This window comes from Acinetobacter sp. 2JN-4 (assembly GCF_003687745.1).
GTDB lineage: Bacteria > Pseudomonadota > Gammaproteobacteria > Pseudomonadales > Moraxellaceae > Acinetobacter > Acinetobacter halotolerans.
The window spans coordinates 116,920-129,997 of record NZ_RDNY01000007.1; the positions used below are offsets into that span (position 1 = coordinate 116,920).

Genomic DNA, 13,078 nt, shown 5'->3' on the forward strand with positions numbered 1-13,078 from the left:
TAAAAAAATATACCATTTAGTAAAAAATTGGCATATGGATTGCTTGTTTTCTCTTTTCGATTGAGAGTAGATGGATGATGCATTTTAAACGGTTTATGGGGATTGCCAGTGTCTGTACCGCTTTGTTTCTAAGTGCTTGTAATGGAGATGGTGATTCGAATTCTCAGCAAGCACAAAAAAAGCCCCAATTACAGCCTATCGTGATACAAGGTGCATTGCCGATTGAATCCGAAAGAATGGCTTCAAAGTTAGACAGTGTTACAGTCGAAACGATAGGAGGTTGGACATTTTGGAAGGGGAGCTATAAGGGTTATCCCATGATTATCTCGAAGACTCGAATGGGTATGAGTAATTCGGCTGCAGCAACGGCCATTGCCATTCAACACTATCAACCCATTGCGATTATTAATCAGGGTACTTCGGGTGGACATGATCCTGATTTACATGTATTTGATATTGTTCTTGGAAAATATACGACTAATATTGGTGCATTCAAAACACCTTATCAACGTATAAATGGCGGTTCAAATTCACTGACATGGGATGAAGCATTTGATGTACTTCCTGATGATGAATCTGATCCTGAACCGATTGCCATACGTAAGTTTGAAGGGGATCCAGCCTTACTGGTTGCAGCTTATAAAGCCAAAGCAAACTATAGCAAAGGGCAAGTTGTAGAAGGTACGATTGGTTCGGCTGATGTTTGGAATAATGAATTAGATAGAATTAATTTCTTGCATAGCACATATGGTACTTCTGTTGAGGAAATGGAAGCAGCATCGGTTGCGCAAATTGCATATCAATTTAAAGTGCCATTTCTGGGTATTCGAGTTTTATCCAATAATATTACCAATAATGGTGCTTATAATCCGGCTACAGGTGAGGCATGCCAGGATTATGTATTAGATGTTGCGGAACACTATATGAAGGCAAAAACTAATAGACATTAATACAGCAAAAAGCTGTCTCATCACATGTTGAGACAGCTTTTTAGATTTTATTCACAGCCGCGTAATGGTAGTGCTAGTGAGCTGATTGAGGTGGTGTAGAACCCGTTTCTTTTTTCGCTTGTGCGATATTCATGGCAACACAAACTCCCACAATAACAACACCAACGAGATCAGTCGTTGATTCAGGCACAATCATCATCAATGCTCCAATACCTAAGACCAATCGCCATAGCCAGTTCATCCTGGTTTTGAAATAGCCCTCTACAGCTGCTCCTAAGGCGAGGATACCAATAATCGATGTCGTCGCGATGCTGACAATGCTCCATATCGAAGGTAGCGCAAATTCACGAGCATTAATGGCCACATTGGTGGTATCGATCATCAACATGGCTGGGTTATAAACAAACAGGAACGGCACAATAAAGCCAGCTAAGGATAATTTAAGTGCTTGAAACCCTGTTTTCATCGGATCTCCACCTGAAATACCAGCCCCAGCAAAAGCAGCCAACGCAACAGGAGGGGTGATATTGGCGAATAGACCGAAATAGAATACAAACATATGTGCAACAAGAATTGGCACATCAAAATGAGCAAGCGCAGGGGCCGCCATTGTCGCCGTGATGATATAGGCAGGAATAGATGGAAGCCCCATGCCTAAAATCATTGACGCCACCATGGTAAATAACAGCGTAAGGAATAGATTTCCAGCGCCAACACTCATGATATAAGAGGTCATCACCGAACCGAAACTGGTCAAACTGACCACACCGATGATCAATCCGACAACAGCACAGGCCGCCATGACCGATAAAGATTGCTTAGCGCCATCCGCCAACGCTTCAAGAATTTGTTTAATTCCCATGCGTGTGGTTTTACGTAGATTGGCCACAACGATGGTTAAAAGAATAGTGTAGACCGCTGCATAACTGACAGGCATGGACTGGAATAAGAAAAACACCAAAGCCACAATTGGAATGAGCAAGTGACCACGCTCTTTCAATACTTCTTTGACACGAGGCAAATCTGATTTAGGTAAGCCTTTGAGATTGTCACGGCCTGCACGAAAATGGACTTGTGAAATGACACCAAGGTAATACAACAGTGCGGGTAATATGGCAGCGAGGGCAATCGTACCATAACTGACTCCCGTTGTTTCTGCCATGATAAAAGCACTCGCCCCCATGATAGGAGGAAGAATCTGCCCACCAACCGAAGCACTGGCTTCCACTGCACCTGCGAAATTTTTGTTATAACCAATCTTTTTCATCAATGGAATGGTAAATGAACCTGTTCCCACCACATTGGCGACAGCAGTACCATTAATACTTCCCATAAAACCACTAGAAATCACAGCAACTTTTGCTGGACCACCTTGTTTATGTCCAGCTAAAGCCATCGCGAGATCATTAAATAATTTACCCATACCTGACTTGGCCAAAAACGCACCAAATAAAATAAACAGAAAGATAAAGGTCACTGAAGCGCCAATCGCAGAAGAATAGAGTCCTTCTGTTTTTAAATACATTTGCCCGAAAATATCACTGACACTATAAGGTCGGGTAAGTAGACGGTCTGGCATCCAACTAAAATGGCTGACAAAAGGGTAGGCAAGAAAAATCAGTCCAAGAATAGGCAACATCCAACCCATGACTCTTCGTGCTGCCTCAATAACTAATACCACCGTCATAATGGCAAACACGACATCTAGGGTATTTGGAATCCCACCTCGAGAGGTCATGATGTTTTGATACTCAATCCATAAATAACCAAATGAGGCAAAGGAGGCTAGCATTAAGACCCAGTCAAACCACGATATATGCTGTCTATCACTACTTTGTCGTGCTGGATACAATAGAAAAATAAGTGCTATACCTATCGACACGTGTGCTGAACGTTGGATCAGTTCAGGTAATGGGTTATAGGTAATAAATAAATGAAAAAGAGAATAAAAAATGGCCAATATCGTAATAAATAGACCAATAGACTTCTGTTTAGGGTTTCGTGTCACAGACTCTTTATCAAATTGTTCTAATAGTTGTTTTTGTTTTTCTAGATCTGTTTGTTCTGGTGTGACTGTATCATTGGGTGTATTCATAAACATTCTCCTAACCACCAGATCTTCCATAATGGTGTATAACTGTTCTTAAACTGCACGAGGCTATAATCGGGGAGTTCATTAGCGATCGACCAGCTTTTGTTTCCAAACAAAATACGTCCTTGCATATTTCGTGAAACGGTCCAGTTAATCTCAGCAATTTTTTGCTTTACCGACATTCGAATAATGCCGTCCTTTTGAAAAATAATCGGATAATCGCTTGGAGTTCCTGCACCAAATGCGATCAGATCTGTATAGACGAGCTGGAAACCCTTTTTCTCACGATGATAATTTTCTAGCCATAATGTTTTTTCAACTGAATGTCGCCATTGCAAATTAAAATCCGTTTCACGAATAACACAATCATGTTTTGGAGTGGTGACATGTGTGCTTGCAATGGGACACGCTATAACGACTCCCAATACGATTAGTCCACTGAAAAGTGCAGCCGAGGCTGCACTTAAAGACTTCATTTCGTTGCTGCAATTTCATCGTAATATTTTTTCGCTCCTGGGTGTAGTTGAGCAACTAAACCTTGTTGAGCACCTTGCAAGCTAATGTCTTTCGCGGCTTGATGACTGTTCGACAAACTGTTGAGATTTTCAAAGAATGTTTTAGTTAACTTGTATACATCATCTTCGGGTAGGTCAGAACGTACCACCAGAGCATTCATGATGGCTGCGGTAGGGATATCTTCTGCATTGTCATAAGTGCCTTTCGGAATGATCATTGGCAAAAAATAAGCCTGATCTTTAGCAATTTGTTTTACTTTTTCTGGATCAATACTGACAAGCTGTAAATCGTATCCACGTTGTAGTTCCATAAGTGAAGAGTTTGGAATACCACTGGTGAGGAAGGCCGCATCTAATTTTCCGCCTTTAAGTGCATCTGCCGCTTCGGCATATCCTAAATAATCTACTTTAACGTCTTTATAGCTAATACCAAAACCTTTTAGTAAACTACGAGCATTCACTTCAACGCCAGAATTTTGAGCACCCACTGCGATACGTTTACCTTTCAAATCTTCAATGGTTTTAATTCCAGATTTTTTTGAAGTCACAATTTGCACATAGTTCGGGTAGAGTGCTGCAATTTGCTGAACATTGGTGATTTTATCCTTAAAGCTTCCTTGTCCATTGATTGCTTCAGTTAGGCTGTCGCTCATCACGAATGCCATTTCAACCTTGTTTTGTTTCATTAGATTTAGATTTTCAACAGAAGCCCCTGTGGTCTGGGTTTTGGAGTTAACCCCATAAGTTTTATGATAAATTTCAGCTAAATTTGTTGCAATCACGTTATATGGACCAGATGCCCCACCTGTAGCAATATTGACGAATTTTGTTTGAAGGGCATTGGCATCAACTGCTGCACTACTCTTTTCTTGAGCTGTATTTTTGTTGCCAGTATTGTCAGAGCAAGCTGATATACCCGTTATTGCTAAGCTCAATAAAATGAATTGGGGCCATTTTTTCATTACTCTCTCCTGTTTGTGTGCAAACCATAAATCCATCATTTGGTTGCTTTATTTAGTCTCAAGTTCATCTTTAACGCGATCAAATATGTTCTACTCTTACCGTATTATTATGGGGATGGCAACCTTTTTTGATGCTTCTTATACTAAAGAATTTATCCTTTTTTATGACGAGATTTCCATTTCTTGATCACCATCCAACGCCAGACAAGATGTGTAACGACGTAAAGTAGCAGCGCACACAGCAGCGCCTCAACAAACAGGCCAGACAAAAGTATTTTTGCTAAATGAAAATCAATATGACCATGACCAAAATTCCTTAACCAATTGATCATTTGATGTAAAACACCAAGTAACATCTCATTATTAATCATTTTGACATGATACATCTGAGTGCCAAACCAAAAACCTAAATATAAAATGGGCACAACCGTCAATGGATTTGTAAGCCAAGCCATGCACAAGCCAATTGGCAAATTCACTTCAAAATATAAAATACTCAAAATGATAAACAGGCTATGAAAAGGCACGGGTAAGATGCCCCAAAACGTACCAATAAAGATCGCTTTAGCAATAGTGTGGCGGTTCACATACCACAGTAAGGGGTTTAAGGTATGTGGACCAAAAACTTTCATCAACTTGAGCTTGGCGATTTTTTCCGAAGAGGGGAGCCATTTCTGAAAGAATAGCTTAGGCATAAAATGGGAAATGTATCAAAGTAATAGAGCAGTACTCTTAAAACTAACAAGCTTTGCTTAGTTCAAACTTAAAATCTGATTATTTTTCAATACTGATCAGTTATTCAGCATTTAACTTTTTATAAAATTCCATCGTTTCTTACTTGGTTGGTTATATCGATTGGGGTGTTGTTTTCATTAATGTCATTTTACGTTAAAGTAGCTGCCAATCATCAACTTCGTTTTTGGATAGAAAGACATGGCAATAAAATCTGATCGTTGGATTCGTGAAATGAGCGAAAAACACGGCATGATTGAACCTTATGCAGAAAATCAAGTCCGTTTCGATGAAAATGGAGAAAAGTTGATTTCTTATGGGGTCTCAAGCTATGGCTATGATGTTCGTTGTGCGCGTGAGTTTAAAGTCTTTACCAATGTGCATTCTGTCATTGTTGATCCTAAGAATTTTGATGAGAAAAGCTTTATTGATATCGAATCCGATGTTTGTATCATTCCACCCAATTCATTTGCACTTGCACGTACCATCGAGTATTTCCGTATCCCGCGCAATGTACTGACCGTGTGTTTAGGAAAATCGACCTACGCACGCTGCGGTATTATCGTAAACGTAACCCCTTTGGAACCAGAGTGGGAAGGTCACGTTACACTTGAGTTCTCGAACACCACAAACTTACCTGCACGTATTTATGCGGGTGAAGGTGTAGCTCAGATGTTGTTTTTTGAAAGTGATGAGGTCTGTGAAACTTCATATAAAGATCGTGGTGGCAAATACCAAGGTCAAACAGGTGTGACGTTGCCGAAGACTTAATTATCCTAATTAAAATTTGCGACAAGGCCTATTGATAAAAGGTCTTGTTGCAAATTTGATTCTAATAAAGGTAATTACATAATAACCAAATACAAAATAAAAATGATGTGTTTTATCATCGGTTCGCTTATCGGAAAAATGTAACATTTGACCACTTTCTTTTGCTTTTGTGTAAATATTCGGCATAATAAAAAATGAGAATGCCTAGGCGGAAAAGCCTGCAAAGTATGAGTGTGGCTCGGAAGCTAACTGGTCTTGATAGATTTGGTCGCTCAAAATGATGTAAGAAAAATAACGATGATGCGGAGCATCAAGGGATAGGAAGGTCAAAATGACTAGATTAACTTCTACGGTGGTTTTTAAACGAACTGTTTTAGCGAGTTTGATTGGTTTATGCATCAGTCAGACTGTTTTTGCAATGCAGGAAATTTCCGATGAAGGACTTAGTCAAACCACGGGTGAAGGGATCGCACTTTTGCCAGAAAATTTTTCTTTCCGTTTTAATGGTGCAGATAATGCGAATGGGGGCGCAGGAACATACGGCGCTGGTTCAATTCGTTTAATTCCAGTGGGACCGTTAAGCGCAACTGCAACTGCAAAAGGCTATAAAAAAGCAGATGCTTGGCTGTACGGTTTGTCACTTTCGCAATCAAATAAAAATGTAGGTGCTGCAATCAATGGCAGTGATTGGGGGACATTATATGGACGCCCGATTGATACATGGGGCACAGCAGATAACCCATGGTTGTTTAAAACCTTGAATGATGAAAACGTACCAAACTTTGTTGGAAATATTGAAAATGTCACTTATTTAACTTTAGAGGCACCATTACGCCACACCACGCTACCTGCTTCGGGCAGTGCGGAATCTTCTGCGTACAATCTAAAACTTGGCTTATGGACGGACATTTTTCAGCGTGATGCAGCAATCGCTGAAAATGGTTTAAATGGATTAAGTAATCGTTTGCGTCTCGCTGCGGTATGGGATGGGTTTAGTATCAATGGTTCAAACCTTAAGGTATTCCAAACACTTGAAGGCGTGACATCAGCGATGGGTGGAACCTATGATGCACAATTAAAAATTAATAATGTGCTGACAACCAAGACGTTTAACTATGGTTTAAATACTAATTATAATAAAACCTTTGGTGTGGCTGGATTGGTGCGCTTGAATAGTGGTGCGACTGATACCAAACGTGGCACGGTGAGTAATCAAACCGTTACGCGAGAAATTGTACAGGTGAATTATAACCCTACGACGAATACCTTTTCTGAAGGTGCTGTATTGGCAACAGGTACAACCATCACCCCTACCCAAGCGAATGCGACAAACGATGCCGCGGGTACGGGTAAAAATGGTCTGATAACTTCCTATGATCCACCAACCAATGCTACTGTATCTGGGAGTTTTCCTAGTGGTGGGATGTGTACCACTCCTAAGACGAATACTTCTGGTGGGTCAGTGCAAGCCGGACAATGTTTAAACCAAAATGGTTTTACCACGCGTCGCTTAAGAGCGAAAGGTGCGAATAACTGGACAGCACCAACAGCAACCAGTGTATTCAGGATTAGCACTCAGGAGTTAGTCGGTGCTGCATCTGATACAAGTACGCCTGCACTAGGTGGCGTGGTGCCAAACTTCCAACCTAACTCAAATGCAGATGGGCTTTTCCTCTATGATGTCAATATCAACTTGGTGTTAGGGAATTTATACCAACCCTTGATGTTGAGTACGGATGGCAACAACTTCTCTATCGAGTTGGCACGTATCCCAAATGTACAAGAGGTTTACCGTCGTATTTATACGCGTTATGAGCATATTGATCCTGCGGCAAGTGTTGACTCAGGTGTGAGCTATTTGGGTTCAACCTGTAATATCTATAAATGTGGTAGCTCTACTATTGCTGGTTATCAGGGCAGTAATGCCACGCATAGTAGCATTACTATTGGTTCTACCGAATACGATCCTGTTACCAATCAGTTAACCGCACACAAAGGTATTGGTGCCTATGGCGTATCGATCGGTGAATTGAAATCTGGCACCGGATTACAAAGTTCTGTGCAAGAGGATTTTACTCAGGTTTGGAAACGGACGCGTGAACGAGAGTGTGGTTGGTTGGGGTGTACTAACAATTGGACAAATTGGCAAGATAATTGGAGTAAGGTTGATCCCAAAGCACCACTAACTGGGCAGGCGCATCCTTCATTAAATCGTCCTGATCCTTATGAAACCACTTGGCGTCAAAACACCAATAATCAAATATTAGGGATACAAACTACGACACCATCGGATATCGCAGGACGAATTAATAGTATGCAGCCAACAGGTGCAACGGTCAGTAATAATTTTGGTTCTGCTGTGATTGATGGTTTACTTATTCAACATCTTAAGTTCACAACTACGGGCTTATAAGGATATAAGACGATGAAGTTCAATAAAAAGTATCGTTTTCATCGTATCACGATGAATATCTTACAAGGATGTGGTCTAGTCTTGCTATCAACTACGTTGTCTGCGATGGAAAGCTTGGATGATTCCAGTTTGCAGCAGGTTACTGGGCAGGCAGGCGCAGATTTATCGTTAAAATTTAGTTTAAACCATGATAACAATGCCAATTTTCTATGTGCTGATCTGCTGTATTGTCGTTTAGCATTATCGTTGAATAACCGTTACCACGATGGAACTCAAGATACCTATGATGCGCAGGGCAATCGGATTCCTTCAGCGACAGGGCGTAAACAGTGGTTGGTGATGAAAGGTATCCAAGGTACTGTCAATATTCAAGAGCTTAAGTTGGATGGTGAAGATGTTGTCTATAATGGCGCACCACACGCGGCGATCAAGTTAGGCTTCAACCCAGCAAAACCAATTGAGTTTAGAAATGTTGGATTCCAGTCACTATCGATCGAAACGGATACTTGTACCGAAAGTGATGCCAATTGTTCTACAGGCTCAAGTAATTTGCCTGGTTATTTGACCCCTGCCACACCTTATGGTGGCAGTGGTTTTGACGCCAATAAAGAACGAGGTTTTATTGGTGTGAATATGAATGGAAATTTGTCATTGACTGGAGATGTTAAAATCTTCTCTTGTGGTGCTGGTCATCCACGTTGTTAAAATAAAAAGGAAAATGGTTATGAAAAGGATTGCAACGACACAACGCCATTTTGTTTTAACGGCATTGGCCAGTAGTATTTTGTGTTTGACACAAACAGTGTATGCATTACAGGAATTACAAGATCGCGATTTGCGTATGGTCAATGGTCAAGATGGCATTTCTTTACAAGTCGAATATGATGAGGTCAAAATTGATCAGCTTTATTGGCAAGATCAAGCGGGTACTTCAAGTAATGTTGAACAATCTCTGAGAGCTGTTGCTAACGGTGTAAGAGTACGTAAGAACATGGCTTATGATGCAGGTTCAGGTGCTGGAAATTATAATTTAGGAACACATTATAAAATCAATACAGGTTCAAATGGCACTAAAACAGGACTTGATCTGCACATAGAGTCACAGCCATCTACGATCTCAATCGATAATTTTCAAATTTGCGCGCAGACCCCAAGTGTAGATTGTAATGCGGGCATTGGTAATTTCGCAATTCAAACCGGTTCACCGCAAGTAATTGCACTCAGTACCCGAGATGGTTTGTTTAATTCAAACTCTCAATCAACTTTACAGTTGGGTTTACAAAATATCAATCTGTACACAGGATTAGGAACTGGAACAGCAAACCAATTCAATCAACTTATTCTGAAAAATTTCAATTTCAATTTTTTAGGTAAAGGTGCCATGTATGTCGACGCAACCAAAGGCTTAATATTACAAACCAACTTAGGTGTAGCCACTGCCAGTAAGCTGAATAGTCCTGATACGACCTATGGTTATGTAGACTTTGCGCGGGTGACCGATCCGAACCAGTTGGGCGCTGAGACAGGAACTTATGCGGGTACTAGTGCAGGTCTAAATATTGAGTTGATGACTAAAAGTAATGCTGTACTTGATCCGAATATGCCGAACTATAATTTAGATAATAGTAAAGGCTTAATTCGTGTGGGCATGAGTGGCCGTATGGTTAACGGGGCACTGCAACTACGCGGTACCAGTGCCAATGGGATCGCTGCGCCAGTGGATAACAATAATACTAATACCCATACATTAAATAATGTATTGGGCTTCGCCAGTGATGCGAATACCACAGCGAATGGTGCCGATGGAACAGTCATTGGGTCAAGTGGTTTAGCGTTGCGTTTGAGAGGGGAGTTTACTCAAAAAGGCGATGCTATGTTAGCTGGTGATGACAGTAAGGCAACCACCCTAGAAATTGGTGGTGCGGGCAGTAATACCTTCGGTTTTGAGTTTGGTGATCTAAGTCCTTTGGTTGTTAATTCAAATCAACGTGCTTATTTTGATAGTGGAAATGTGTATGTCAATCTAGCCAATACACGTACTTTGATAATGCCAGAGAATTCGGTTTTACGTAATGCACGTTTTGGCGGAACCAATACAGGCACACTGACAACATCAGCTGATTATCTTCAACAAATTCATAATCAAGCGGTCAACCCATATAGTCTAGTGGTCGCAGTACGTGGTGCAGACTTCCAAGCGGTATCAAGACGTGGACGTTTTACTTCGAGCAGTGGTGTTTCAGCGACAAATAAAATCGAAGCGGATGCGGGGCTGGACAATAAATGGGGATTGGGACTGCCTTTTTATAACGTCAATGCAAACATAGCGACCTATGCAACCAATTATACTGGGGAAGTATTTAATCTAAATAACAGTAATAATATAGTCTCACGTTCAGCGGTGACTAATTCACAGCGTTTAGGTTTAGCTGTGGGATTGAGTACTGAAGGACGTAATAGTGATGGTAGTAAAACAACCTCGATATTAATTGTGGATGGCGATAAAAACTATTATATGGGCTTACGTAACATTGACATGTTACTTCGCGGTTACGGCAGCATGGGCTTTGAAAATGGCAATGTAAATGTCGAACTCAAAGATTTACTTATGGTGATGGCGGCTGAAATTGCTGCTGGATATTTACCAACTTATAATGATCCAAATAGTGGTAGCCCAGTCATCATGAACGCTTTTAATACCAAAAATGATGTATTGCTAGGATTAAAATTGAAATTTTTAGGAGATATGAATTTTAGTTTGATCCCGAACAATGAAATTACAGCCAATAATGGCAATCGTTTGTCTATTGTTGGACGTTATCGTTTAAAAGATGGTTCATTACAACTTAGCGACCCGATTGATGAAGCCAGTATTGGTTTTGACAAAATGTCTGGTTTAGTACAGTTCAATAACGCGATTGTGATCAATAAAGACAATGTTGGTTTTAATTTAGGTTTTGATTTTAACCCAGACCGAAATCCGAATGATGTATTCCGTGTACAAGATATTAACTTCTATCCAAGAGTTGATGCGGTGAATAACAAAGCACAAAGACTTGGTGAAATGGTCATGACAGGCGGGCAAATCCGTTCTGAACTTACCTTAAGACCACGTAATTAATTGAGTAGCAGAGGAAGAGAATGATGAAAAAAGGAATTAAAAAATCAATATTGACTTCTTGCCTACTCATGTCAGTGGTTTCAACCCATACATGGGCGAGTGAAAGTCTCGTGGAAATGACCGATACAGAGTTATCTGCTATACAAGGGCAAGCACTTTTATCTTTAGGTTTTACTGCACCTAATACTGCGAATCCGCTACAGAACTATGGTTATTATAAACTTGGACTTGAGGCAAAGATGGAATTAAATGCCAATATTCGTGCTTTGCAACTCGGCTGTGGTGGACGAAATGGCCCAGATGGCTGCGATATTGATATGGAAAATGTCTCTCTGAGTGGGCCACCAGATGGCAAGTTAGCTGATGGCACCCCGACATGGTCCAAAGGTCGTGCCAATACCAGTGCGGTACTGACCAACCCCTTTGTTGAGTTTGCCATCAAAAATCCAAATAGTGCCTCTACTCGTGAGATTGCTGGTTTTCGGCTCAGTGCTGAAGAAATCTTAGGTTATCTCACTGCGGGTACCCGTAATGATATTGATGGTAATGGTCTATCAACCGGCGGTGGAATCAATACCTTTAGTGGTTTTATTAAAGTTGGTGAAACCCCAGTCAATGCATTTACTCAGGATGCAATGTTTGGTACAACACCAGAAGACATAATTTATGCGAAAATCAGGGCACTTGGATTGGATCGAGTTGCATTTACAAACTCAAATAAGATGACATCAGGATCTGGAAGCTATGAAAATCCTGCTGGGGCAAATGGTTCTGAGAATCTATACCATTATAATGGTAATCCAATTTGGGGCATTAACGTGCCACGACAAGAGGTACAATTCAATTTTCCTGAAACCATAGTCACAGGAAGTCGGATGAAACAACTGAATTTGGTGGTAAAAGATGTACCAATCCCAACCATCGCTATTGGTGCAGATAACGGTGGTATTGCTATGACTTTAGATCAATCAATTCTAGGCTTGGTTGATGAAGCAACCTTTTTTATGGGTGCAAAAGGAACAACAGGTGCAGGTTGTGCTGCAGTGATCAATAAAACCAATTGTTCGTATATTACCAATCTCAAGGCCAATGTGCAGGTCAAACAGAACTTTAACTTAATTCATAACTTACCAATTAGTAGCGGTGGTTATCTTGCATTGCAAAATACTGCGCTACAATGGCCTGGGGTGGATGCTGCTGATATTGCTCAGCCAGGCTGGTGGCTATCATTTAAAGATCCATTAGATTTTGGTGCTTTAAATCCAACCACAGGCATCCCAATGCAAGATGTGCTTCCTCAAATAGCTACATTTATTACAGATTATTTATCAAATAATCGGATTGATCTTAGTCTTGGGGAGGCGTTTGGTGCTTTATTTGGTACTCCTATTTATAAAGGGATTGGTGATGTTCGTTTAGCAGATGATGCACGTGCGGTTATGGTTTTGGAAAACCTGCTTTTAGATGGCCATCAGAAACCTGTTGCGAACTGTTTTGGTGGTTTGAAGTTCTGTTAAATTTT

10 protein-coding genes are annotated in these 13,078 nt (G+C 40.7%); 6 read left to right on the forward strand and 4 right to left on the reverse strand.

Going from position 1 to position 13,078, the window contains the following annotated elements:
• Nucleotides 1-74 precede the first annotated feature (74 nt).
• Nucleotides 75-950: a 5'-methylthioadenosine/S-adenosylhomocysteine nucleosidase gene (locus EAH57_RS11215; protein ID WP_171407443.1), complete on the forward strand. Its 876-nt coding sequence runs from the start codon at nucleotides 75-77 to the stop codon at nucleotides 948-950.
• A 73-nt stretch (nucleotides 951-1,023) separates the two neighbouring features.
• On the opposite strand, the gene EAH57_RS11220 is transcribed toward EAH57_RS11215, so the two are convergent.
• The 4 genes from EAH57_RS11220 to EAH57_RS11235 all read right to left on the reverse strand — a co-directional run bounded on the left by EAH57_RS11220 (nucleotide 1,024) and on the right by EAH57_RS11235 (nucleotide 5,214).
• The gene (locus tag EAH57_RS11220) at nucleotides 1,024-3,045 is read right to left on the reverse strand and encodes a TRAP transporter permease (RefSeq protein WP_121930129.1); all 2,022 of its coding nucleotides are present in this window, start codon (nucleotides 3,043-3,045) and stop codon (nucleotides 1,024-1,026) included.
• Nucleotides 3,042-3,518: a DUF1850 domain-containing protein gene (locus tag EAH57_RS11225; RefSeq protein WP_121930130.1), complete on the reverse strand. Its 477-nt coding sequence runs from the start codon at nucleotides 3,516-3,518 to the stop codon at nucleotides 3,042-3,044. The genes EAH57_RS11220 and EAH57_RS11225 overlap by 4 nt, the downstream gene beginning before the upstream one ends.
• A complete protein-coding gene (locus EAH57_RS11230; protein ID WP_121930131.1) occupies nucleotides 3,515-4,519 on the reverse strand; it encodes a TAXI family TRAP transporter solute-binding subunit in 1,005 nt (334 codons plus the stop codon). Before EAH57_RS11230 ends, EAH57_RS11225 begins: the two co-directional genes overlap by 4 nt.
• A gap of 152 nt (nucleotides 4,520-4,671) precedes the next feature.
• Nucleotides 4,672-5,214 carry a DUF2062 domain-containing protein gene (locus tag EAH57_RS11235; protein WP_121930132.1) on the reverse strand — a complete coding sequence of 181 codons (543 nt, stop codon included), beginning with the start codon at nucleotides 5,212-5,214 and terminating at the stop codon, nucleotides 4,672-4,674.
• Between the two features lie 238 nt (nucleotides 5,215-5,452).
• Between EAH57_RS11235 and dcd the strand changes: the two genes are divergently transcribed.
• The 5 genes from dcd (at nucleotide 5,453) to EAH57_RS11260 (ending at nucleotide 13,073) form a co-directional block, all read left to right on the forward strand.
• Nucleotides 5,453-6,022 carry a dCTP deaminase gene (gene dcd, locus EAH57_RS11240; RefSeq protein WP_004669899.1) on the forward strand — a complete coding sequence of 190 codons (570 nt, stop codon included), beginning with the start codon at nucleotides 5,453-5,455 and terminating at the stop codon, nucleotides 6,020-6,022.
• A 331-nt stretch (nucleotides 6,023-6,353) separates the two neighbouring features.
• A complete protein-coding gene (locus EAH57_RS11245) occupies nucleotides 6,354-8,435 on the forward strand; it encodes a hypothetical protein (protein ID WP_121930133.1) in 2,082 nt (693 codons plus the stop codon).
• A 12-nt stretch (nucleotides 8,436-8,447) separates the two neighbouring features.
• On the forward strand, nucleotides 8,448-9,140 hold the full coding sequence (locus tag EAH57_RS11250) for a hypothetical protein (protein WP_121930134.1): 693 nt from the start codon (nucleotides 8,448-8,450) through the stop codon (nucleotides 9,138-9,140).
• A gap of 19 nt (nucleotides 9,141-9,159) precedes the next feature.
• A complete protein-coding gene (locus tag EAH57_RS11255; protein ID WP_121930135.1) occupies nucleotides 9,160-11,556 on the forward strand; it encodes a DUF6160 family protein in 2,397 nt (798 codons plus the stop codon).
• 20 nt (nucleotides 11,557-11,576) lie between these two features.
• Nucleotides 11,577-13,073 carry a hypothetical protein gene (locus tag EAH57_RS11260; protein WP_121930136.1) on the forward strand — a complete coding sequence of 499 codons (1,497 nt, stop codon included), beginning with the start codon at nucleotides 11,577-11,579 and terminating at the stop codon, nucleotides 13,071-13,073.
• Nucleotides 13,074-13,078 lie beyond the last annotated feature (5 nt).

Bases quoted from the DNA above. Each gene is read 5' to 3' on its own strand.
- EAH57_RS11260 (WP_121930136.1), top strand. From the start codon at position 11,577: ATGATGAAAAAAGGAATTAAAAAATCAATATTGACTTCTTGCCTACTC.
- EAH57_RS11245 (WP_121930133.1), top strand. From the start codon at position 6,354: ATGACTAGATTAACTTCTACGGTGGTTTTTAAACGAACTGTTTTAGCG.
- dcd (WP_004669899.1), top strand. From the start codon at position 5,453: ATGGCAATAAAATCTGATCGTTGGATTCGTGAAATGAGCGAAAAACAC.
- EAH57_RS11235 (WP_121930132.1), bottom strand. From the start codon at position 5,214: ATGCCTAAGCTATTCTTTCAGAAATGGCTCCCCTCTTCGGAAAAAATC.
- EAH57_RS11225 (WP_121930130.1), bottom strand. From the start codon at position 3,518: ATGAAGTCTTTAAGTGCAGCCTCGGCTGCACTTTTCAGTGGACTAATC.
- EAH57_RS11220 (WP_121930129.1), bottom strand. From the start codon at position 3,045: ATGAATACACCCAATGATACAGTCACACCAGAACAAACAGATCTAGAA.
- EAH57_RS11215 (WP_171407443.1), top strand. From the start codon at position 75: ATGATGCATTTTAAACGGTTTATGGGGATTGCCAGTGTCTGTACCGCT.
- EAH57_RS11255 (WP_121930135.1), top strand. From the start codon at position 9,160: ATGAAAAGGATTGCAACGACACAACGCCATTTTGTTTTAACGGCATTG.
- EAH57_RS11250 (WP_121930134.1), top strand. From the start codon at position 8,448: ATGAAGTTCAATAAAAAGTATCGTTTTCATCGTATCACGATGAATATC.
- EAH57_RS11230 (WP_121930131.1), bottom strand. From the start codon at position 4,519: ATGAAAAAATGGCCCCAATTCATTTTATTGAGCTTAGCAATAACGGGT.